Here is a 22,912-nt window from a genome sequence, read left to right as displayed (position 1 = left end):
CTTCCACCCGGGCGAACCTCGGCTGCCCTCGTCGGCCTACGTCGCGGGCCGGGACAGCTTGGGCTCCGCGAGCACTCGCAACCCGTCGATCTCGTGCACCAGCGGCGCCCAGCGGGCGGGGTCCTGAGCCACCCTCGAGTTCACGAGCTCATTCAACCTGGCGATTCGTTCCTCGAATGACCTGCACTCTTCTCTTGTCCACTCCCGATTTCTTTCGTCCTCCAATGCCGCCCGAGCACGCGGTGGATCGTGCCACTGCCCATCGGAGCTCCGACAGTTCTCGTAAAGGAGGTCGGTGCGGGTGCGTATTCGCAACAAATCCACTGGAACAGGTTTTGCGGATTCGACCAGCCCGACCAGCTCCGAACAGCCGAGATACAGCCTGTCGTGCGTCCGGCGTGTGAGATAGCGGCCGAATCCATCGGCTTCACGGCCGTTTACGAAGCGCTCCAGCCGAGCCAGGTCACTCTGCTCCCTCGGCAGAGCTATTACTTCCATAATCGTCCGACTCCGGCTTCCCGCTATCCGTCGAATTCGAGCGAGCGTACCCCGGGGATCCGAATTACCGCCTTCCAGAAGCACATTGTACGGCAGCGGTATCAGGAACTCCTCGAACATGTTGCGCAACTTCTGCGCCGTCGGAACCAAATAATCGTGGGCCGTGAAATCGTTTTCCTGATATAGGCGGGAATATGCCGGATGGAATTTTTCCAGCTCGTCGGCCTGAATCAACGCCGCACCACCCCGGTCGGCCAGGCGATCGCAGATACTGTCCACCAGTGTCGATTTTCCCGCACCGGGCTGCCCGCCGACCACGTAGAGGACCGGCTCTTCCACCTGTTTCAGGGGACGCCCCGGCCGGTCGTCGAGTAGCGCCGGCGTTACTTCCTCGTCGAGAATCGACCGGATCCGGCGATCATTCAGCTCGAATTCTCCGGTGCGGGGCAGCAGCTCGGGCTCGGTCGTCGCATAGTGGGCGCCGCTGCGCGAGTGTGGATCTCGCCCCGGACCGCCGGGGTCGCCGGCCGCGAGCACGTCGTGCAGTCCGGCCGGTTTCGCACCGACACCTCTCTCCGGCCGGTGATACAGCAGGCGCGCCGACTCGACCTCCTCCCGCAAACGCGGCGACCGCCGAACCGGCTTCTCCGGACCCGCAGGGGCCGCTTCCGTCACGGTGTCCGATGTGTTCGCCGCCGGTGTACCGGTCGAGTCCGAGACGCCGATGGGGCCGGTCAGCTGTCCGTTCTCGCGACCGTGCCCTGACAACCCATCGCGCTCCGGAAGTCCGAACAGGCCGGAAACCGCTTCATACAGATCTGCGACCGTGCTGTCCGATGCCCGGAAAATCGCTGCATCCAGCAAGCCGACCATCGCCAATCCCCCAACGGTTTCGTAGAGCGAGTGATGTGCCGGCAGCAGGATGGACAGAATCGCTCCCGCGAAATCGAGCTTCGAAACATCCGCAGGCATGATCCAGATGAATTTCGACGCGATTCTCGCCGCAGTTCCCGAAACTCCGGAGACAACGGGAACTCCACGCTCGACCGCAGCCTGCCGGAACCATTCACTGTCGCTTTCGAATTCGAATCGTGCCGCACCCGGCCGCCACGGCAGCGGAACAGCGAATCGCTGCGGGTCGAGACGCAGCGCGGTGGCGGCGTCCACGGGCCCTTCCTCGTGGTACGCCAGTATGCTGTCCACGACGGCGTGCCCTGATTCATCTCTCAGCCGGCGGCCGTGCTCGTCGTACCGGTAGAGCGGAACGACATTGCGAAATGCGCTGTTCTCGGCGGCGAGCCGAGTTTCCAGCGTTCTCACATCGACGTGTCCCCGAGTGCCGCGCGGTAGCGGCAGATGTGGGTCGAGCCGGGTCTTCCGGAGCGCGACCAGGCCACCGGGAATCGCTTCCAATTCCCGGACCGACAACGGCATACCGAGCAGACTCCAGTCTTGAACGGTGAGGCTCAGACGTGCTTGCTCGGGTATTTCACGCAGCATTCTGTCCGCGCCGCTGTGGGTGATCTCCTCACGTATTGCGAGGAACCCGGGGTCGCTCATGGCATTACGCCCCTGGCGGAGATCTGCTGCGACGATCGGCACGTCCGGGTCGCCGCCGGTGATCGTTTCACGCAGCCGGTTCAGCGCGTCGGCGTTCAGCCCCAGCCGCTGTGCCCGCTCGTTCCAGTCCGGTTGGTTGAGCAATCTCGACAGACCGTCGTCCAGCGTCGTGCCCGAAGGGTTGGACAGCTCCCGGCTGCGCCACATCGCATTCTGCACCGCGGCCATCAGCTCACGCACATTGCCGTCTCGCCGCAACTCGTCCAACGGCACCGACCGCAATACCATTCCGCCCGAAATCGTCTCCTCGGGCGTGTAGAAGGCATTGTCGATCTGTTCGCGAGTCGCTTGCGGATGCAGGGCCGAAAGGACTTCGCGCAACCGGTCGATCACGGCGATGACGACTTGTCTGGTCTCCGGTCGGTGATAGAGCATTCGCGCCAGCTCGGACTCGTCCTCGATACGCCGGTGCCGCCACCCTCGCTCGTCGGCCGGCGGGGTTTCCCCGGGCACCGGAGGGCTCGGGTCGCCCTCCTGACGGGTCACGGGCTCGTGGATATCCTCGGTCCCCTGCACGCGAGGCGGTTCCTGCCCGAAGAGCGGATCACCGTCACGTACCCGCGAGGCCTGCAGCTGCTGTTCGCGCAGGTCGGCTCGGTCGGCCTCGGCCTGCGCGGGTTTGACCACTTCCGCCGGGTTCGCCGGTCCGGCCGGAGCGTCGCCCGGTCTCCGAGCATCGGAGTCATCGGGTAAGACCATCGGTTGCTCGCGCCCGGCGACCGGCCCGGCCCGGGCCGGATCGATGCGCTCGGCGAAACCGCCGTCGGTGGAATTCCCGGGTCCGGCGAGGACGGCCGGGTATGGGCTCGTACCGGGCGAATGCCAGGGACTGGCGAGACGGGGCGGCGTGGTGATCGGGGCGCCGACGGCCTGGCGTGGGACATCGTCCGGTGTGGTGGCGATGTCGAGTGGAGTCGAGCGGCTGCCGGCACGAGCCGGAGTGGTGGGGGCGGAGTGCCCCGCCGGGTCACCGTGCGTGGCAGGGCGGGGGTGTGAGTCGACGCCGGGATAGGCGGTGGTGCCGGCTTCTGCCGTGGCACCGGGGGTGGTGTGCTCGGGGCTCGGAACTGTTGCCGATCTGTCGTCGGGTGAGAGCTGATCGGTTGTTGCCGCTGCGGGATCACGGTCGGTTGTGGTTTCTGCCGCCCCGGCGCCCGATTCCGCAACAGGTTGCACCGGATTCGCCGGGCCGGTCGGCGACCGGTCGGCGGGTTCGGACGGGGAGTGCGTAGGACCGGTCGCGGCTGTGCCGGGAGAGTGGGCACCACCGGACGGACCCGATGCGCGCGAGTTCAGATCGCGAGTGAATATTTCTGCCAGGTCACCGGGTTTCGGGGGCCGGGCAGTGCGGCCGAGCACCGCGGCCGGCGGCTGCGGCGGGCTGGCCGAGTGGCCGACGGTGTGTACACCCCCGGACAGCAAACCTTCCAAAGCGCCGCTGACCGCGCCCAGATAGAACTCCGACCCGGCGGGGAGCGCGGGGTCCCCGCGGTACGCACTCGCGGCCACCGCACCCCCCAGGGTGCCGGTCACCCCACCGGCTACCCCGGCCGCACCACCGGCCAGCAGCATCGCCATCGCATCGGCACCCCGGGTCCCGGTCGCCTGCAATCGCGCCAACGCCCCCGCCACCGGCCGCGTGTACAGCACTCCCGCGCCCAAACCGCCGGCCGAACCCCCGGCTCCGGACACCGTCACCGTTTCCCAGTCGATCCTGTCCCGATCCCCCCGATGCTGCTGCCACACCTGCCCAGCCCAGGTGACGCCACCGCCGAACACTCCACCCACCACGATTCCCTGACCGATCAATGCCGCACGCGACGCCGACAACCGGGCACACAGCGCCATCACCGACTCGATCAACTGCAACCACGCCAGTTGCCAACCTTTTCGTGCGGCCGCCCGTACCCCGGCGGCCGCAGCCATCCCGCCTACCGGCATCGCCAGCGACGCCAGCAACTCCACCACCAGCGCCGAACCCATGACAATCCAGGTGAACTGTCCCAGCTCGATGGCGTTGGCCGTCTCGCGGCACTCGACCGCCTTGCTCTCGCAATACACAGCCAGATCACGCTTCTGGGCCGCCGCTCCGACCAGAGCCCGCTGCGCCTCGGCCGCTGTGTCCCCGGTCGAACACTCCGGCACGGAGGATGCCACGCCCTCGAGCCCTTCGGCCTCCGAAAGACACCTTCGTGCCGCCCGTTCCCAGGCATCGCCCCCCGCTCGCAACGCCTCCGGGTTGCCTCGCGGAAACGGGCCCAGTATCGGCTCGCACACCCCCCACGGAAAGCCTTCCGGCAGAGCGACCAACCGACTCACCTCGACATGACCATCGACCCGACAACAGACTCGACATCGGCGGGGCACAAGGTCTCACACCGCACCCCGGCCACCCATCAATGAGAAACCCACGGCCCTCGACGCCTGCGGCTGCTGCGGGGACAAGTGGCGCCGATCCGGCCGATGGGTGGACGAGCCGGGATGTACGTCATCCTGCCGGTTGCGGTGTCAGGATTCGACGGTGACCTCATGGCCTGCTGCCGAGGTTCCCGGAACGAGCTCGGATAGCTCGGGCATACCGCCGGCGAGGCCGGCCAGCGGCGCCACCACGGCAGCGGCCTGCTCTTTCGCCAGCCGGGCGGCCTCACGCGCGGTATCGGTGAGCAGCCCACTCAGCTGTCCGGCGGTACCGCGCATGGCTGCGGGGGTCACGAAGACCTCGAGTACCGCCCCGGCCGAATCCACGGTCACGTGCACCGAGCCGTCGGATGTTGCGGCCTGAACCCGCAAATCGGCCAACTGCCGCTGCACCTCACCGACCTGTGTCTGCTGTTGCTCGTAGGCATCCAGTATTTCGTGCATCCGCGAGCGCATATCACGAGCGGCCGAACCGAAGTGTTCGAAGTGGTTCCGGTCCATATCGACATCCTTTCGAGCCGGATCAGGCGTCCGCGCGTCGTGCCGGGTGGACGCCGCCGAGCCTTACCGGGCCGATCCGCCCGAGCCATGATCTACTTCCGCACAGAGATATTCCGAGGTTAATGAGGGGGCGCGGATGACGAAATGCCCCGAAAGGACATAATTCGGACGGTTATCAGTGCATTGTGCACACCGGGGGTCCGGGGTGGCGAGCGGAACTGCCCGTCTCGATCCGTCACGGCGTCGCCGTCGGCCGGAGAGCAGCGCCCGTGCTGCCCTCCGCGGCATATCTTCGGGTCAGCGAGCGAGGACCATTGCCGCCGGGGTGCCGGCGCGGCCGAGGAGTCGCTGGAGATCGCCGCTGTCGGTGTCGAGGGCGCCGGCAGCGATGCCGGCGTCGGTAGCGGCGAGGAAGGCGGCCATCGGCGCGGGCACTCCTCCCTTCTCGAGGACCTTCGCATACTCGTCGCTCGGCAGGTCCTGGTAAGCGACGGACTTGCCCACAATGCCCGAGAGGACCTCGGCCAATTCCTTGTAGGTCAGTCGTTCGTCGCCACCGAGTTCGTAGACCTTGCCGGCCTGGTCGTCGGCGAGCAGCACCTCCGCCGCGGCCTCGGCGTAATCCCTGCGAGCGGCCCCGGCGACGCGGCCGGTCCCGCCGGAACCGAACAGCGAACCGGTGGCCTCGGCGGTGTCGACGGCGGAGGCATAGTTCTCCCAGTACCAGCCGTTGCGCAGCAACGCGACGTCCAGCCCGGATTCGGTGAGCAGATCCTCGGTGGCCTTGTGTTCGGCAGCCAACGACAGCGGACTGCGCTGCGCGTCGAGCAGGCTCGTGTAGGCGACGAACCGCACACCGGCGGCCTTCGCCGCCTCGATTACGTTGGTGTGCTGCGCGACGCGTTGCCCCACCTCGCTACCGGAGATCAACAGCAATTTTTCGACACCGTCGAGCGCGGCAGTGAGGGCGTCTCGATCGGTGTAGTCGGCGACGCGCACCTGCACGCCCTGTGCGGCGAGATCGGTGGCCTTCGCGGCGTCGCGAACGACCGCGACGACAGTGGACGGATCGACGCCGCGCTCGATCAGCGCGGCGACGACCAGGCGTCCGAGATGGCCGGTGGCACCGGTGACAGCGATAGTCATGAAGCTCCTCGAGTGTGAAGGTCCGATACGTCGCCATCAAATCACTTACTAATAGTAAGTGCAAGCCTTTCAGTAAGTTACTTATGTTGCGTTCGTCCGTGTATCCTGACGTGCGTGACGTCGCAACCCGCACTCGAAGCGAATGTGTTCGCACGTGCGTGCGCGTCCCGGCAGGTGCTACAGAACGCGACCGGCCGCTGGGGCGTACTCGCACTCGCCGCACTGGGCGAGGGCCCGCACCGGTTCGGTGAACTGCGCAGGCATGTCGACGGCGTCAGCGAGCGCATGCTCGCACAGACATTGCAGCAACTCGAGCGCGACGGATTGGTATCCCGCCGGGCCGAGAACACCATCCCACCCAAAGTGGAATACAGCCTCACACCGCTGGGGTCGCGCGTCGCCGAGCATCTCCTCGGACTGATCGGCGTACTCGAAGCCAATATCGCCGAAATCACTGCCGCGCAGCAGGACTACGACAGCACCCACGAATAGCGCCGAGACGCGATATCGAGCACCGAAAACCTAGTAGCCCTTCGCCGCCCGGTTGGTCGCCGCCCGGCGTTCGGCCTCTTTGGCCTGGGCTCGTTCCTCCTCGGCGCGCACGGCGGCATAGCTTTCGCGTTCGCGGACAAGCCACTCCGGTGGATCGGCGAGGAAAGCGGCGATCTCTTCGGCGGTGAGCGAATCGGAGACGCCGGCGCGGGTCAGGCCGCTATTGGAGATGCCGAGCTTACGGGCCACGATATCGCGCGGGAACGGTCCGGTGCGGCGCAGCTCGGTGAGCCATTGCGGCGGGTTCGCCCGGAGCTCGTCCAGCTCGGTCCGGGAGATCGGGCCGTTCCGGAATTCTTCGGGAGCCGCCGGAAGATAGATGCCGAGCTTGTTCGCCGCGGTCAACGGCTTCATCATCTGCGGTTTCTTGTCCTGGCTCACCGGACCAGCGTATCGGGCCGCCGAGCGGGTCCGGACTCCGCGGTGCCATACGCTTGCCGGTATGAGCCGGTTCTCCTCGATCGATGTGCAACGCTTGCGGTGGTTCACCGCGGTCGCGGAGGAACTGCACTTCGCACGCGCCGCGAAGGCTTTGCACATTTCCCGCCAGAAGCTCAGCCACACCGTTATCGACCTGGAGACCGAGCTCGATACGAAACTGTTCGTGCCGGGAGCACAACCGACCCAGCTGACCGATGCCGGCCGGGAGTTGCTGCGGGAGGCGCGCGACATCATCGCGCGTACCGAGAACGAGGTGGGCAGCGCTGCGGGCGCTGCTCCCGCCGTACTGCGGGTCGGGTTCGTGCCCGGCGTCACCGTCGGCAAGTGGCAGCGGATCTGGGGCCGGCGCTTCCCTGATACCCCGCTCGAGCTGGTAGCTGTCGCCCAGGCCGATCAGGAGGCGGCGCTGCGCGAGGGCCGCGTCGACATGTGCTTCGTCCGCTTGCCGATCGACCGCGCCGGTATGAACGCGATCCCGCTCTACCGTGAGTTGCCCGTCGTCGTGGCACCCAAGGACCACGAGATCTCACTGGTCGACGAGGTCGGCATGGCCGATCTCGCGGACGAGCGCCTGCAGGACACCACCGATATCGACACCGTCCGATCCGCCATCGAACTCGTCGCCGCCGGCGTCGGCCTAGCCATCGTGCCCCATTCGATCGCCCGCCTGCACCACCGGCGCGATCTCATCTACCGCACGGTGACCGACACCGACGACACCGAAATCGCCCTGGCCTGGCCCTCGGCGGGGACCACCGATCTGACGGAGGAGTTCATCGGCGTAGTGCGCGGCCGCTCCGAACACAGCTCCCGGTCCCCCGCCGGAAAACGCCCCGAAACCGAGTCGCGGAAGCCGCATCCACCGCGCAAACGACCGCGTATCTCTGAGAAACCGGCCCCCGCCGCGAAGAAGCCTGGCCGGGGACGTAGACGCTAACCAGGTAGTCCGGCCCGTATCCCGATCACGGCGGCCTCGCCACGCGACGACACGTCGAGCTTTTTCAGCAATCCGGCGACATGGAATTTGATCGTGCTCTCGGCGACCCCCAGTTCGGCCGCGATGGCTTTGTTGCGCATGCCCGCGGCGATGAGCGCCAGCACTTCTCGTTCGCGGCGGTTCAAGCTCGTCAGCTCGTGTCCGGGGGCAGGGGCGGCGGGCGGGTCGAGCGGGAGGCCGATGGTTACCCTGCTGCCCCAGCCCGGTAGTACTTCGATATCCCATTCGGCGTGCAGCGTGTGCACTCTGCCTTCGAGACTGTGTCGTACGGTGGCCGAATCCAGGCGGCCCGCCGCATCGTCGCGGATGTCGACCACGAGCCGATTCGCGGCACAGCTCCAGGCGATGCGCAGGCGTTCGAGGTCGGTTTGCGCCGCGAAGGCGAGCACGACGGATTGCGTCATCGCGCGAGCGCCGTGGGCGACCTCGCCCGGCAGGTGCCGGCCGTCGAGCGGCGGCGCGACGAATTCGGCGGTTATCTGCCGATGGTGCAGCAGTGGTCCCAGGTCTCGGCGCAATCGTTCGAAAGCCGCGACCGGTGCCTCTTCGGTGAGTGCCTGATCGGTCTCGCGCGCCGAGCGCAGCGCGATCAGCGCATCCGAGGCAGCCGACGCCGCTGTGGTGCGTGCCCGCTGGTCGTCCAGTCCGGGCGAGCGCAGTGTCAGGAGCAGACTGCCGAGCACGGCTTCGTGGGCGGCGGTCAGTTCGGCCACCGCGTGGGCCCGCGCGGTGGACGCTGCCCGTGACTCCGCCAGGTATTCCGGGCTGGCCTGCACCACCTGCTGCCGGATCGAGGTCGCCACCATCCCGAATACGGCCATGAGTTCGACCGGACACGGCAGCTGCCGGGGATGCGGCGGAACGAGGACCAGGAGGGTGTCCGCGCGGTCCCGTACTGCCCAGACCCACAGCCGGCCCCCGGTCAACGCTGCCTCGCCCGCGTAGCAGCCGGCGGGCTCGACAGTTGATTTCAGTTCCTCGAGCTCCGCGATGGTGATCCGGTCGACGATTTCCTCGGCGCCGGCCACCTTGCGCGGCCGGCCGGTACATTCGCGGGTGAAGATCACCAGCGCCCGATGCGGCCAGTCACCGGCCAGAAAGCGGGACAGCCGGGATGCGATCCCCACCAGGGGGCCGTCCACGACCTCCCGCAACCCCGGCAAAACCGACGCTCCCACATTCGGCTGCACTACCGCCACATCACTCACCATCCTCACTGTAGAACCGCCAGAGGTTTCGAGGCCGGTGAACTTCGGTCCGCGGCTCTGCGTACCCGCGGACGGTGTACCGCACTCGGTATCGAGACGTGGATGAACTCCTCGGGGAGCAACCGCCGCGTACGAGACAGACCTATCCAACAGGATAGGGTTTCCCCGCCTTCCGGCCAGGTCCACGTACGGTCGCCTGCCGATACCGTCGATCCGCCATGCGATACAGCGCATGGTTGCCCTCGTTCGACGTCATCGGAGGATCAACCCGACATGCCACAGCAGGTCCGCGGAGTCATCGCCCGGAAGCCCGGTGCACCGGTCGAACTGACCGATATCGTCATTCCCGACCCCGGCCCGGGAGAGGTCGTGGTGTCGGTGGCCGCGTGCGGGGTGTGCCACACCGACCTCACCTACCGCGAGGGCGGCATCAACGACGAGTTCCCGTTCCTGCTCGGCCACGAAGCGGCCGGCACAGTCGACAGCGTCGGCGAGGGAGTCGAGGCCGTCGCGGTCGGTGATTTCGTGGTGCTGAACTGGCGGGCAGTCTGCGGTAGCTGCCGTGCCTGCAAACGGGGCCGGCCGCAGTACTGTTTCGACACCTTCAACGCGACCCAGAAGATGACCCTGACCGACGGCACCGAACTCACACCTGCACTCGGTATCGGCGCCTTCGCCGAGAAAACCCTTGTCCATGCGGGCCAATGCACAAAGGTCGACCCCGCGGCCGATCCGGCCGTGGCCGGTCTGATCGGCTGCGGGCTGATGGCCGGGCTCGGCGCCGCGGTGAACACCGGCAACGTCGGCCGGGGCGATTCGGTCGCGGTGATCGGTTGCGGCGGTGTCGGTGACGCCGCCATCGTGGGTGCCCGCCTGGCCGGAGCGTCCACGATCATCGCCGTGGACCGCGACGAGAAGAAACTCACCTGGGCCCGCGAACTGGGCGCCACTCACACCGTCGACGCCACCACCACCGACACCGTCGCCGCCGTACAAGAACTCACGGGCGGATTCGGCGCCGATATCGTCATCGACGCCGTCGGCCGCCCCGAGACCTGGCGGCAGGCCTTCTACGCCCGCGACCTCGCCGGCACCGTCGTCCTGGTCGGCGTACCCACCCCCGATATGCGCCTCGACATACCGCTGATCGACTTCTTCTCCCGCGGCGGAGCACTGAAATCCTCCTGGTACGGCGACTGCCTGCCCGAACGCGACTTCCCCATGCTGATCGACCTGTACCAGCAAGGCCGGCTGCCGCTGGACAAGTTCGTCACCGAACGAATCGGCCTCGACCAGGTGGAGCAGGCATTCCACACCATGCACGAAGGCAACGTGCTGCGCTCGGTGGTCATACTGTGACCGGGCGGCTCCGCATCGAGCAGGTCGTGACCTCCGGAGTCTTCGAACTCGACGGCGGAAGCTGGGAGGTCGACAACAACGTCTGGGTCGTCGGCAACGACGACGAGGTCGTCGTGGTCGACGCCGCACACGAGGCCGGACCCGTCCTCGAAGCCATCGGCGACCGCAATGTCGTCGCCGTCGTCTGCACCCACGCCCACAACGATCACATCACCTTCGCCCCGCAACTCGGCGAGAACACCTGCGCACCGGTTCTGGTCCACCCCGGCGACGACCCCCTCTGGCAGCAAACCCATCCAGGCCAGAAATACTGGCCACTCACCGACACCCAGCGCATCGCCGTCGCGGGCACCGAACTGCACATCATCCACGCCCCCGGTCATTCACCCGGATCGGTATGCCTGCACGTCCCCGAAGCCGCCGCCCTGTTCTCCGGCGACACCCTGTTCGCCGGAGGACCGGGAGCCACAGGCCGCTCCTTCTCCGATTTCCCCACCATCATCGGCTCCATCCGCGACCGCCTGCTCACCCTCCCCGAACACACCCGCGTCTACACCGGCCACGGCGACGGCACCACCATCGGCACCGAAGCCCCCCACCTCGCCGAATGGATCGCCCGCGGCCACTGACCTGATTCTGGCCGGCATCGTTCGAGGGCAAACGCCGTGACATCATTCGGCACGTCACCCGGGTGCTCGCGGATCCTGAACGGTTCGCCCGGACCACCGCACAGAACATGTCGCCGGTTGGCGGCCGGAATGCTGGGAATACCGGGGCTGAACGGAGACCCGAGGAGGGAACATGAGCGGCGGACACTACAACCACCTGTACAGCCGGCAACCCGACGAACTCCTCGCCCACAGCGGAGACCTGACCGCGGTCCGCGACCGGCTCGCCGAGCTGGGTGCCGCCGACGTGGCGACCGAGGTCGACGAGATCCTGAGCGCGATCGCCACCTACCGGGAGCAGGTCGAACGGCAGATGTCCAAGCTCGGGGACGTGCTGCAGGCCGTTGAGCGGCTGGATTCGCACGAGGGAGATGAGGAGCAGGTCCAGGAAGTGATCGCGAGGTTCCGGACGTCGCACGATTGACGCCGCCGCCGACGCAGAATGGAGATATGACCAAAGCAGTGGTGAACGGTGTCACGGTCGCGTCCAGTGACGACACCATCGTTGTCGAGGGTAATCATTACTTTCCGCCCGGCTCGCTGCATAAGGAGTATTTCGAACCGACCGAAACTCATACGACCTGCCCGTGGAAGGGCCGAGCGAGTTACTACACAGTGAAAGTGGGGGACGCGGAGCCCCTGGTCGACGCCGCCTGGTACTACCCCGCACCGAAATCGCGGGCGGCCGAGATCGAGAACTACGTCGCCTTCTACCGGAATTCGGTCGAGATCGTCGACCGTTGAACCGCAGCGGCCGCCGGACTGTGATGATCTCGGAACGCATTCGAGCCCGCGGTGGCGTACCCGAATGCGGCGAGGTCGGTGCCGGGGTTTCGTTTTCCCCGCAGGTGATCAGCCGGTGAAAGGCGGAGCAGCGAAGCACTGTCCCACGCCGGACAGAATCCGGTAGCGACCCCGCTGGGTCTGCCGGATCCGGCAGACCGCATCGTGCGGTGGTGATGTAGATCGGTGAGCGCAGCACCGCAACCCGCTCGGGCTGCCGCGCCGCGTCGACAGGCGTTGAGCCATAATGGCGGCCGGTGGACGGATATCGATCCCGGACGACTCGAGGTGCTGATATGGCGATCGGAATTGCCGGCGTTCGTCTCGGACATTGGTCCGATACCGAGGGCGAGACCGGGTGCACCGTCCTCATTTTTCCGGAAGGCACCGTCGGCTCGGCCGAAGTGCGCGGCGGCGCGCCCGCCAGCCGGGAACTCGATGCCCTCGCCCCGGACAAGACGTTGTCGTCGGTCGATGCCGTCCTGCTCACCGGCGGTTCGGCTTTCGGACTCGCCGCGGCCGACGGGGTGATGCGGTACCTGGAGGAGGAGGGCCGCGGAGTGATGACTCCGGGCGGCCGAGTACCCATTGTCCCCACGCTGGCCCTGTTCGATCTCGGGGCCGGTGACCGCACCGCCCGTCCGACGGCCGAACACGGTTACGCGGCGGCGCGGGCGAGCACGGGTGAACAGGTGACCCATGGCCGGATCGGTGCCGGAACCGGCGCCTACACCGCCCATTGGCGCGGACCGGAGCAGCGCCGTCCCGGCGGAATCGCCTATGCCCAAAGGCAACTGGGTGATCTCGTGGTCGGCGCGTTGTGCGTCGTCAACGCCTTCGGCGATATCGACGACGGGACCTCCGATATCTCGCTGGACGCGGTGGCCGTGCTGGCTCGACCTTTCGAGTTCGCCGAATCCCGTACGCACACCACCATCGGTGTGGTCGTGACCAATGCCCGGCTCGACAAAATGGGCTGTCATATCGCCGCGCAGGGCGCCCACGACGGATTGGCACGAGCGCTGACGCCCCCGCACACCCGGTTCGACGGGGACGGGTTCATCGCGGTGGCGACCGGCGAGGTCGGGGCCGATATCGATACAGTCCGCCTGATGGCACTGGCCTCGGTGACCGAATCCATCCGATCACTTGCTCCCTGAGACCCCCGGCGAAAGCCGGGCCGAGCACGTGGACACAGTGTTCCGCCCCGGGATACAACCCGGGTACGCCCGCGGGTGACGGTGGAGCAGTTTCGGCCGCGCCGTTCCTACCGTGCGGTCGCCGCGGAGGCAGTGCAGGCCGTCCTGCGCGACGGCGGTGACAACGCGACCGTGGCCCCGGAGAAACCCCGCCCGGTCGTCGATCAGTGCTGAGCATTCCTCGCACTCGGCCGTGGACCGGCGCGCGCAGCAACCGGAACGCGGGTGCCGCGCGTCCGGATGACGCCCGCGGTCGCGCAGGCACTGTGATTCGCCGGGCGGTCATCGAGCCCTCCATGAGGGCGACACCGTAAAACCGGCTTCCGGCGATACAACAAGCGCCACCCAGGCGAGTGCACCGTAAATATTTTCGTCCCATCCCACACAGAACGGCATTTCTTCATAGCGCCATAATTATCGTCCGCAAACGAGAATATGATTCTACAATCAGGTAGATTGCAGTTCTACACGCGGAGGTAACGATGGACAATGACGCGTTCAGCGGGATCCGCGTCGTGGAGCTCGCGCAGTGGGTCTTCGTCCCGGTGGCCGGCGCGCTGCTGGCGGACTGGGGCGCGGATGTCATCCGGGTCGAACGCCCCGACGGCGACCCCTACCGCAACCTCGCCACGCAGGGCATCGGCTCCGACAGCGGCGGGGTGAATCTGTCGGTGGCCCTGGCCAATCGAGGGAAACGTTCGGTGTCGCTGGATCTGCGGACCGAGCGGGGCCGGAAGTTGCTGGACGAACTACTCGCGACGGCCGATGTCTTCCTGACGAATTTCCGGCCCGCGGCGTTACGCCGCCTGGGACTCGATGCCGGACAACTCACGCAGCGGTTCCCGCGTCTGGTCTATGCCCGCGGGCACGGCTACGGAGTGCGCGGCCCGGAGGCCGATAAACCGGGTTACGATTCCTCGGCGTTCTGGGCTCAGGGCGGTCCCGCCTACGTCCTGACCCCGGGCGACCGCGACTATCCGATCAGCCAGCGCGGCGCGATGGGTGACCGTAACGGCGCGATGGCGCTCGGGTTCGCGATGGCTGCCGCACTGCTGCGACGGGAACGCACCGGACGCGGTTCGGTCGTCGATGTCTCGCTGCTCGCGACCGCGATGTGGATGCTGTCCTCCGATGTACTCGCGGCTTTGGCGGGCAACTCCCCGGTTGCGGTTTCCGGGCGCGGCGGTTCGGCCAATCCCCTGGTCGGCGCGTATCGCACCAAGGACGGCCGGCATATCCAACTGGTCTTTCTCCAGGCCGACCGGTATTGGGCACCGTTCTGCGATCTTGTGCAGCGCGCCGATCTGCGGAGTGATCCACGCTTCGCCGATATGGCGGCGCGGGCGGCGCACCGCGCGGAATGTGTGGCCGAACTCGACACGGAATTCGCGCGCCGCACATTCGACGAGTGGAAGCAATTGCTGTCCCGGCTGGACGCACCGTGGGCCCCGGTGCAATCCATCGGCGAACTCCTCGAGGACCCACAGGTGCTGGCCAACGATTATCTCGGCGGCGTCGAACCCGAAAACGGTCCGGCGTACCGGCTCCCGACCGGGCCGGTGCAATTCGACGAGCGGCCACCGGTCCTGCGGCGGGCGCCCGAACACGGCGAGCACACCGAGGCCCTGCTGCTGGAGCTGGGTTACTCCTGGAGCGATATCGCCGAACTCCAGGATGCCGGGGTGGTCCCGTGACGACGCCGGCCCGCCCGCGCCCTGTTCCCGATGCGCACGCGGCTCCGTACTGGGCCGCGGCGGCACGGCATGAGCTCGCGATCGCCCGCTGTGGCGGCTGCGACCGATTCGAGATGCCGCCGGGCACGATTTGTTCGCACTGTGGCACAACAGATCCCGGCTTCCGTTTCGAGCCGGTCAGCGGTCTGGGCGTCGTCCGGTCCTGGACGGTGATCCACCGCGCCTCCTTACTCGGCTTCGCTCGCGACGTGCCCTATCTGCTGGTCGATGTCGAACTGGCCGAACAGCCCGGACTGCGAATGATCGGACGGCTCCTCGACGGCCCGGACAGCGAACTGCGCGAGGGCATTCCGGTACGGGTGGCATTCGAGGACATCGCACCGGGAACAGCCGTCCCGGCATTCGCCCTGGCCTCCGGGGAATCGTCGTGACCGGCCGGTTCCACGGGCGCGGGCAGGTCGCTGTCGTCGGATACGCCCACAGCAGCATCCGCCGGCACAGCGAGCGTCCGCTGGGTGCCCTCACCGTCGAGGTGGCGCGAGCGGCCGTCGCGGACGCCGGGTTGCGGCCCGAGCAGATCGACGGGTTCGTCACCTCGGCTCTGTTCCCCACCGCCGGCGGGCACCGCGTCACCGACGGTGTGAGTACGGTCTCGGCGGATTGGCTGGCGGCGCGGATGGGCGGTTCGCCCCGATATATCGCCGGGTTCAGCGGTATCGGCCAGGTTCCCGGTGCGATAGCGCTGGCGGTGAACGCGATCGTCGCCGGTGCCGCTGATTACATCGTCGTGCACCGCGCCCTGCACAACCCGTCCGGTGGCTATCACGACAATCCGATGACAGCAGCCGAAGGCGCACAGCAGTGGACGGCCCCGCAGGGTTTCGGGGGCCCGCTGCCGATGATCGCCTTCCCTTATCGGGAGTACCTGAACCGGTACCGGGCCGATCCCGCCACGCTCGCCGCGGTGGTGGTCGAGGCCCGGAAGAACGGCGCGCGGATTCCGTGGTCGCACTGGTACGGAAAACCGCTCACCACAGCGGAATACCTGGCCGCGCCGATGGTCAGCGACCCGGTCCGCCGCTTCGATTGCGATCTACCGGTGGACGGAGCCGCCGCGTTCGTTCTCACCTCCGCCGAGCGGGCCCGCGACCTTCCGCACCGGCCCGTGTACGTGGCGGGTTACACACAGAGCCCACCTCCGCCGCACCGGGTGGCGCTGCACTGGCCGCTCGACGACATCATGGCCGGGGGCGAGGTCGTGGCCCGGCGTCTCCGGGATGCGACGGGCTTACACCCCGCCACCGTCGATCTACCTCAGCTCTACGACGGGTTCTCGCCGTTCGTGTATTTCTGGCTCGAAGCGCTGGGCTTCTGCCCGCGCGGAGAAGCACACAGTTTCGTCCGCGACGGCGGTATCGACAGCGATATACCCGGGCGCCTACCGGCGCTGTCGGGGGGCGGAGCTCTGGGTAACGGGCGCATGCACGGCATACCGCAGATGCTCGAGTGCTACCTGCAATTGGCCGGTCGCGCCGGCGACCGCACACGGACCGGTGTGACCACCGCCCTGGCCTGTCAATCCTCGCCCCATTACGGCGGCGTGGTCGCCTACACCACCGAACCCGGCTGAATCGCCCCGAGACCATACGCCGCAGCGCGGCTACAGGAGCCCGACACATGGAAAATATTCTCCCGGACCACCGCTCGTACATCGCCGGCGACTGGGTGACCGGCGTCGACACCATCACCGTCGAGAACCCCGCCGACGAGTCCCGCCTCGCCGAGATCCCGGCCACACCACTGCCCGAGATCGAACGCGCAATACTCGAAGCGCGGCGCGCCTTCGACAGCGGTGTGTGGGCCGATACACCGGCCGAGGACCGGGCCGCGGTGCTGCGTGCGCTCTTGTCCCATCTCGAGACGATGCGGGAACCGCTGGTGGCGACCATGATCGGCGAGGCGGGGCAGCCACGGATGTTCGCCGAACGCTCCCAGTTCCTTTCGGGGCTGGCCATGGCCCGCGGCATGATCGACCTCTACCTGTCCCTATCGCACGAGGAACCCAATCCGGTGCCGGTCGGGGAACTGATCCGTGGGCGCGTGGCACTCAGTCTCCGCAGATATGAGCCGGTGGGCGTCGTCGCGGCGATCACGCCGTACAACGCGGCGCTCATCATGGCGCTGCAGAAGCTCGTTCCCGCGCTCATGGCGGGTAACTCGGTGATCCTGCGCCCGAGTCCGCTCACCCCGATCTCCTCGCTCGTCTTCGGCGCGGCCGCCGAAGCCGCCGGACTCCCCCGCGGTGTGCTCAGTGTTGTGGTCGAGTCCGGTTCTGCCGGTGCGGAATTGCTCACCGCGCACCCCGCGGTGGATATGGTGTCGTTCACCGGATCGACCGCGGTCGGGCGGCACATCATGGCGCAGGCGGCACCCACCCTCAAACGGGTCGCGCTCGAACTCGGCGGTAAATCGGCGCAGATCTATCTCGACGACGCCATCGGCAAGGTCGCGACCGGCGCCGCCGCCGTGATCGGCGGTACCGCCGGGCAGGCCTGTGTCGCCGCGACCCGGATGCTCGTCCCCCGGGAGCACAAAGACGAAGTCCTCGAGCTGGTCTCCCGGACCTATGCCGGTCTCGTCGTCGGCGCACCGGCCGATCCGTCGACCACGATCGGCCCGCTGATCAGTGCCGCGCAACGGCAGCGATGCGAAGAGATCGTCGAACGCGCGGTCGACAAGGGTGCGACCGTCGTCCAGGGCGGCGGCCGGCCCAGCGGCTTCCCCCGCGGTTACTACTTCGAACCGACCGTGCTCGATGTTCCCGACAACGGCAACCCGGCCGCGCAGGAGGAGATCTTCGGCCCGATCCTGTCGGTCCTCGGTTACCGGGATATCGACGACGCGGTCCGCATCGCCAACGACAGCCGGTACGGCCTGTCCGGCCAGGTGTACGGCAGTGATCCGGCCGCCGCCACGGCCGTCGCGCGCCGGCTGCGCACCGGCGCCGTCAATGTCAACACGACGCTGTTCAGCGCCTACGCCCCGAGTGGCGGCTACAAGCAGAGCGGGCTCGGCCGCGAACGCGGCCCGGACGGTATCCGGGCCTTCCAAGAAGTCAAACACCTCGTCATCGGCGAACTCCGGTGAACGACCGCCCGACCCGAAGGAGTAATCATGTCCACTGAACTCGCACTCGACTGGTTGATCTCGGTCGACGACCACATTCTCGAACCGCCGAATCTGTGGGTGGACCGCGTCCCGCGCGCCGACCGGGATCGCGCACCGCATATGGAATTCGACGACAACGGCGTGGACTGCTGGGTCTACGACGGTAAACGCTTCCCCAGTTCCGGCCTGAGTGCGGTGGCGGGTAAGGAGAAAGAAGAATTCAGTCCGAAACCCCTGTCCTACAGTGAAATGCGGCCAGGATGTTACGACCCGGTCGCGCGGATCGAAGATATGAACCGGGCGGGAATCCTCGCCTCCCTCTGCTTCCCGACGATCACCCGGTTCTGCGGCCAGCTGTTCATGGAGGCCGGCGATCGCGAATTCGGCCTGGTCTGCCTGAAGGCCTACAACGACTGGGTGATCGAGGACTGGTGCGGCGCGGCACCGGGTCGCTATATCCCGCTGGTCCTCATCCCGCTGTGGGATCCGCAACTGGCCGTGCGGGAACTGGAACGTTGCGCCGCGAAAGGCGCCACCACCTTCGCGTTCTCGGAGAACCCCGCGCCGCTGGGCCTGCCGACGATCCACGACCCGAACGGCTACTGGGACCCGGTGATGGCCGCGGCCAACGATCTGGACCTGGTCGTCTCCATGCATGTCGGTTCGTCCTCGACGGTTCCGCAGATCTCGAAGGATGCCCCGTTCCTGGCCAACCTGGCCTGGGGTGCGACCCGGACCTCCGGTGCGATGCTGTCCTGGTTGTTCAGCGGGATGTTCCAGCGCTTCCCGAATCTCAAGATCGCCCTGTCCGAAGGTGAGATCGGCTGGATGCCGTACTTCCTGGAGCGCGCCGAGCAGGTCCTGGACAAACAGCGGCACTGGGTGAAACGGGGAATGAACTGGGGTGATCACGCCGGCAGTCAAGGCGTCGACCTCGACACGCTCGATATCCGCCAGACCTTCCGCGACCACATCTTCGGCTGCTTCATCGAGGACACGCACGGTATCGCGAGTATCGCCGAAATCGGCGAGAACAACATCATGTGCGAAACCGACTACCCGCATTCCGATTCCACCTGGCCGAACTGCATCGACGCCGTGAAAAAGCAGATCGATCACCTCCCGGAGACGACGCAGTACAAGATCCTGCGCGGCAACGCCGAGCGGCTCTACCGGTTCACTCCGGCCGAACCGCCGGTCCGGGCAGCGGGCTGAGATGCCGGGCTGGAGTGTCCAGGTCGATCGAACACGCTGCCTCGGCTGTGGGGTCTGCGCGGCCTACGCCCCGGGCAGTTTCACCCAGGACGACGAGGGACTCGCGGTTCTGCGCGACCCGCCGGCCGATCCGCTGGACGAGGTCCGCGCGGCCGTGGACAGCTGTCCGACCGGGGCACTGAGCCTGGCGATCACCGATATCGCCACCATCGAACGAGAAAGGTGAGCCACGTGCTGCTCGAAGGAAAGACCGCGGTGGTCACCGGCGCCGGATCCGGCGTCGGTGCCGCCTCGGCCCAGCGATTCGCCGAGGAAGGCGCCTCGGTGGTGTGCGCCGATATCCAATTCGATCAGGCGAAGGAAACCGTCCGCCGGATCGAGGCCGCCGGCGGGGTGGCCGTCGCGGTCGAAACCGATGTCACGCGTGAGCGAGATGTCGCCGCGATGATCGCCACCGCCGCCGACCGGTTCGGTCACGTCGATATCGTCTTCAACAATGTGGGCATCCCGACACCGCGTCTGGGTGCCGCGCTCGAGGACCACACCTTCCAGGATTTCCAGCGCCTTGTATCGGTGAATATCGGCGGGGTGTTCCTCGGCTGCACCTATGCGGTACTCCAATTCAAACGACAGGGCAGTGCCGGCGTCATCCTCAACACGGGGTCGGTCGCGGGCCTGGTCGCCTGGGGTGGCGCGGTCTACGCCGCGACCAAAGGTGCCGTGCACCAGCTCACCAAGGCAGTCGCGATCGAGGGTGCGTCCTTCGGGATCCGCGCCAACGCTCTCTGCCCGGCCGGAATGCCGTATACCGGCTTCATGGCGGCCGGCGGGCTCGACAACAGTGCGGAGACGACCGCGAAACTGGCCGAGAGCACCGCGGCCAACCATCCGCTCGGCCGCCCGATCACGGCGGAGGACTGCGCGGAGGCAGCCGTATTCCTGGTATCCGATCGCGCCGCGAATATCACCGGAGTCCTGTTTCCGGTCGACGGCGGCTACGTGGCGAGGTGAACGAATGAATCCAGCGAAAACCTTGGATCGCGACCGCGTGCGCGAACTGTTCGACCTACGCGGCGCCTACCTCGCCCAAACGGGCGGCGGGTACCGGGACGACCCTTACCCGGTCTGGCATCGGCTGCGCGCCGAGGCCGAGGTGCATCCGGGTACGGTGCACGAACTGACCGGATACCCGGGCCCCGCGGCGTTCAGCGGGCTGCCGCAGCCCGACCGCCCGCACTTCTCCGCATTCAGCTTCGCCGCCTGTGATACCGCCTATCGCAACCCCGATCTGTTCGCGTCCGCGCCGGAACCGGTCGACCCGAACAGGGGCAGACTCGACGCCCTCAACAGCATGATTTCCATGAACGGGGCGCAGCACCGGCGCTACCGGGCACTGGTCCAGCCGTCCTTCGTACCCGCCAAAGCCGAATGGTGGATACGCAATTGGATCGAGCAGACGGTGCACCAACTGATCGACGGATTCGCCGCCGACGGCCGCGCCGAACTGAACGTCGATTTCTGTGCGGCCATCCCGGTGCTGACGATCACGGGTAGCTTCGGTGTTCCGATCGAGCAGGCGCTGGAGTTCCGGGCGGCGCTCGGACGGCCGGACGCCGTGGTGGAGCTGATCCGGCCTATCGTGGCGAAGCGCCGGAACGAACCGCAGGACGACCTCATCAGCGTGCTGGTCGAGGCCGAACTGAAGGGTGAGGACGGCACCACCCAGCGGCTCACCGACGCCGAGATCCACTCCTTCGTGGTCCTGCTGCTGGCCGCCGGATCCGGCACCACCTGGAAACAGATGGGGATCACCCTGACGGCGCTGCTGCAGCGGCCCGACGTTCTCGCGGCGGTCGCGGCGGACCGATCTCTGCTGCGGCCGGCCATCGACGAGGCGCTGCGCTGGACACCGACCGATCCGATGTTCTCCCGGTACGTCACCCGGGACACCGAATTACAGGGTGTGCCACTGCCTGCCGGATCGGTCCTGCACCTGTGCATCGGGGCAGCGAACCGGGACCCCGCACGCTGGGACAACCCGGACGAATACGACATCACCCGGCGTTTGCGGCCCTCCTTCGCCTTCGGCGGTGGAGCCCACGCCTGCCTGGGCATGCATGTCGCGAAGGCCGAAATGACGACCGGGATCGGCGCCCTGCTCGACCGGCTGCCGAATCTACGGACCGACCCCGATGCCGAACCCACCCGTTTCATCGGAATGTACGAGCGCGGGCCGACCGAGATTCCGGTGGTTTTCGGCTGAGCCGAGCGGTCCCTGAAAGAGGAGGAAGTCGATGAACGAACCCGGTTACCGGCCGCCCGACCTCGGCCTGGTCGGGGCCACCCACGTCGCCCGATACGAGGAGACCGACGGCGAAATCGGATACGAATGGAACGGCACCCATATCCTGCTGCTCACGACCACCGGCCGGAAAACCGGCCGGCCCCGCACCTCGGCGCTCATCTACGGGCGCGACGGCGCGGATTACCTGGTCGTGGCCTCGGCCGGCGGCGCCCCGAAGCATCCGGCGTGGTACCTGAATCTGCGCGCGAACCCCGAGGCGGTGATCCAGGTCAAGGCGGAGCGGTTCCGGGTGACGGCCCGCACGGCCGGCGCGGCCGAACGGCCGCGCCTGTGGGAGCTGGCCACGGAATACTGGCCGAACTACGACGTCTATCAGACCCGTACCAGCCGCGTCATCCCGCTCGTCGTGCTCAGCCGGTCGTGATAGGACTTCAGGCGTGTCCACACCCAAGAGGCCCGCCCGACCCGACGCCCCGAGCACTTCGCCGCCCGGATGGGCCGACCGCGCCGCGGATCAATCGCAGTCGGTCCGGCGATCGAGGGCTCGCACCATCGAGCAGGCGCAGGGGATCGTTGCGGCCGCGCAGCGGTTGATCGAGGTCAAGGGGTCCGCCTTCACGACGCAGGAATTGTCGAAGGAGGCGGGGATCGCCCTGCAGACCTTCTACCGGCATTTCCCCAGTAAGGACCATCTCCTCCTCGCCGTCCTCGAAGATGTGATCTCCGATCGGATGGCCGAGATGGCCGCGGCCGCGAGCGAGTTACCGGATCCGGTGGCGCGCTTACGTTTCTACATCCTCGCGGCGTTGCGATCGCTGCGCACCGACGAGGGCGGAACCGCACGGCAATTCATCACGTCCGAACACTGGCGGCTCTACCAGATATTTCCGGAGGAGATGGCGCAGGTCAATATGCCTTTCGCCGGGATGATCGAGCGGGAATTGCGGGCGGCGGCCGAGTCGGGACTGCTGCGCCCGAACGACCCGGCCGCCGATGCCTGGCTGGCGGTGAACCTGGTGACGTCGGTTTACCACCATTTCGCGTATGCGCCGCGCGAGAACATCGAAGCCGTCACCGAACAATTGTGGACATTCTGTTCGACCGCTTTCGGCGGTCGTCCACCTGATGAGTAAACGGGGC

23 protein-coding genes are annotated in these 22,912 nt (G+C 67.2%); 18 read left to right on the top strand and 5 right to left on the bottom strand.

Annotated elements, in window-relative coordinates; translation table 11 throughout:
• Positions 1–36 precede the first annotated feature (36 nt).
• The 3 genes from QH195_RS20165 to QH195_RS20155 all read right to left on the bottom strand — a co-directional run bounded on the left by QH195_RS20165 (position 37) and on the right by QH195_RS20155 (position 6,183).
• Positions 37–4,275, bottom strand: coding sequence for a zeta toxin family protein (locus QH195_RS20165; protein ID WP_280436570.1), 4,239 nt, complete (start codon positions 4,273–4,275; stop codon positions 37–39).
• A 351-nt stretch (positions 4,276–4,626) separates the two neighbouring features.
• Positions 4,627–5,037, bottom strand: a complete 411-nt coding sequence (locus tag QH195_RS20160) for a YbaB/EbfC family nucleoid-associated protein (RefSeq protein ID WP_280436569.1) — start codon at positions 5,035–5,037, stop codon at positions 4,627–4,629.
• A gap of 297 nt (positions 5,038–5,334) precedes the next feature.
• Positions 5,335–6,183, bottom strand: a complete 849-nt coding sequence (locus QH195_RS20155) for an SDR family oxidoreductase (protein WP_280436568.1) — start codon at positions 6,181–6,183, stop codon at positions 5,335–5,337.
• Positions 6,184–6,297: 114 nt separating this feature from the next.
• Between QH195_RS20155 and QH195_RS20150 the strand changes: the two genes are divergently transcribed.
• Positions 6,298–6,675: a winged helix-turn-helix transcriptional regulator gene (locus QH195_RS20150; protein ID WP_280425962.1), complete on the top strand. Its 378-nt coding sequence runs from the start codon at positions 6,298–6,300 to the stop codon at positions 6,673–6,675.
• A gap of 30 nt (positions 6,676–6,705) precedes the next feature.
• Here QH195_RS20150 and QH195_RS20145 read toward each other — a convergent pair whose 3' ends face one another.
• A complete protein-coding gene (locus QH195_RS20145) occupies positions 6,706–7,116 on the bottom strand; it encodes a DUF5997 family protein (RefSeq protein ID WP_280436567.1) in 411 nt (136 codons plus the stop codon).
• 61 nt (positions 7,117–7,177) lie between these two features.
• Here QH195_RS20145 and QH195_RS20140 point away from each other — a divergent pair, with 61 nt between their 5' ends.
• Positions 7,178–8,113 (top strand): LysR family transcriptional regulator, encoded by a 936-nt coding sequence (locus QH195_RS20140; protein ID WP_280436566.1) that lies wholly within the window; start codon positions 7,178–7,180, stop codon positions 8,111–8,113.
• On the opposite strand, the gene QH195_RS20135 is transcribed toward QH195_RS20140, so the two are convergent.
• Positions 8,110–9,381, bottom strand: coding sequence for a helix-turn-helix transcriptional regulator (locus tag QH195_RS20135; protein WP_280436565.1), 1,272 nt, complete (start codon positions 9,379–9,381; stop codon positions 8,110–8,112). The two genes, QH195_RS20140 and QH195_RS20135, sit on opposite strands and share 4 nt — an antisense overlap.
• 273 nt (positions 9,382–9,654) lie before the next feature.
• Between QH195_RS20135 and QH195_RS20130 the strand changes: the two genes are divergently transcribed.
• From QH195_RS20130 to QH195_RS20055, 16 genes are all read left to right on the top strand, one after another.
• Entirely contained in the window at positions 9,655–10,740 is a 1,086-nt protein-coding gene (locus tag QH195_RS20130) for an S-(hydroxymethyl)mycothiol dehydrogenase (RefSeq protein WP_280436564.1), read from the top strand.
• Positions 10,737–11,369, top strand: coding sequence for an MBL fold metallo-hydrolase (locus QH195_RS20125; RefSeq protein WP_280436563.1), 633 nt, complete (start codon positions 10,737–10,739; stop codon positions 11,367–11,369). Before QH195_RS20130 ends, QH195_RS20125 begins: the two co-directional genes overlap by 4 nt.
• Before the next feature lie 172 nt (positions 11,370–11,541).
• Positions 11,542–11,832 (top strand): hypothetical protein, encoded by a 291-nt coding sequence (locus QH195_RS20120; protein WP_280436562.1) that lies wholly within the window; start codon positions 11,542–11,544, stop codon positions 11,830–11,832.
• A gap of 26 nt (positions 11,833–11,858) precedes the next feature.
• Complete coding sequence (locus QH195_RS20115; protein WP_280425969.1) at positions 11,859–12,152, top strand: DUF427 domain-containing protein; 294 nt, start codon at positions 11,859–11,861, stop codon at positions 12,150–12,152.
• A gap of 335 nt (positions 12,153–12,487) precedes the next feature.
• Complete coding sequence (locus QH195_RS20110) at positions 12,488–13,351, top strand: P1 family peptidase (RefSeq protein WP_280436561.1); 864 nt, start codon at positions 12,488–12,490, stop codon at positions 13,349–13,351.
• 81 nt (positions 13,352–13,432) lie between these two features.
• The gene (locus QH195_RS20105; protein WP_280436560.1) at positions 13,433–13,564 is read left to right on the top strand and encodes a hypothetical protein; all 132 of its coding nucleotides are present in this window, start codon (positions 13,433–13,435) and stop codon (positions 13,562–13,564) included.
• 308 nt (positions 13,565–13,872) lie between these two features.
• On the top strand, positions 13,873–15,084 hold the full coding sequence (locus QH195_RS20100; protein ID WP_280436559.1) for a CaiB/BaiF CoA transferase family protein: 1,212 nt from the start codon (positions 13,873–13,875) through the stop codon (positions 15,082–15,084).
• Positions 15,081–15,515 (top strand): Zn-ribbon domain-containing OB-fold protein, encoded by a 435-nt coding sequence (locus tag QH195_RS20095; RefSeq protein WP_280436558.1) that lies wholly within the window; start codon positions 15,081–15,083, stop codon positions 15,513–15,515. The genes QH195_RS20100 and QH195_RS20095 overlap by 4 nt, the downstream gene beginning before the upstream one ends.
• Complete coding sequence (locus QH195_RS20090) at positions 15,512–16,714, top strand: thiolase family protein (RefSeq protein WP_280436557.1); 1,203 nt, start codon at positions 15,512–15,514, stop codon at positions 16,712–16,714. Before QH195_RS20095 ends, QH195_RS20090 begins: the two co-directional genes overlap by 4 nt.
• Positions 16,715–16,761: 47 nt before the next feature.
• Complete coding sequence (locus QH195_RS20085; protein WP_280436556.1) at positions 16,762–18,231, top strand: aldehyde dehydrogenase family protein; 1,470 nt, start codon at positions 16,762–16,764, stop codon at positions 18,229–18,231.
• Between the two features lie 27 nt (positions 18,232–18,258).
• The gene (locus QH195_RS20080) at positions 18,259–19,467 is read left to right on the top strand and encodes an amidohydrolase family protein (RefSeq protein WP_280424305.1); all 1,209 of its coding nucleotides are present in this window, start codon (positions 18,259–18,261) and stop codon (positions 19,465–19,467) included.
• 1 nt (position 19,468) lies between these two features.
• Entirely contained in the window at positions 19,469–19,693 is a 225-nt protein-coding gene (locus QH195_RS20075; RefSeq protein WP_280436555.1) for a ferredoxin, read from the top strand.
• A gap of 5 nt (positions 19,694–19,698) precedes the next feature.
• Positions 19,699–20,478, top strand: coding sequence for an SDR family NAD(P)-dependent oxidoreductase (locus tag QH195_RS20070; RefSeq protein ID WP_280436554.1), 780 nt, complete (start codon positions 19,699–19,701; stop codon positions 20,476–20,478).
• A 4-nt stretch (positions 20,479–20,482) separates the two neighbouring features.
• Positions 20,483–21,730, top strand: coding sequence for a cytochrome P450 (locus QH195_RS20065; protein ID WP_280436553.1), 1,248 nt, complete (start codon positions 20,483–20,485; stop codon positions 21,728–21,730).
• Between the two features lie 31 nt (positions 21,731–21,761).
• On the top strand, positions 21,762–22,196 hold the full coding sequence (locus QH195_RS20060) for a nitroreductase family deazaflavin-dependent oxidoreductase (protein ID WP_280424302.1): 435 nt from the start codon (positions 21,762–21,764) through the stop codon (positions 22,194–22,196).
• Between the two features lie 13 nt (positions 22,197–22,209).
• Positions 22,210–22,905, top strand: coding sequence for a TetR/AcrR family transcriptional regulator (locus QH195_RS20055; RefSeq protein WP_280436552.1), 696 nt, complete (start codon positions 22,210–22,212; stop codon positions 22,903–22,905).
• Positions 22,906–22,912: the final 7 nt, after the last annotated feature.

This window comes from Nocardia carnea, assembly GCF_029868855.1.
Classification (GTDB): Bacteria; Actinomycetota; Actinomycetes; order Mycobacteriales; family Mycobacteriaceae; genus Nocardia; species Nocardia carnea_A.
The sequence above is the reverse complement of the archived record's forward strand: the minus strand, read 5'-3'. Positions and strand labels throughout refer to the sequence as shown.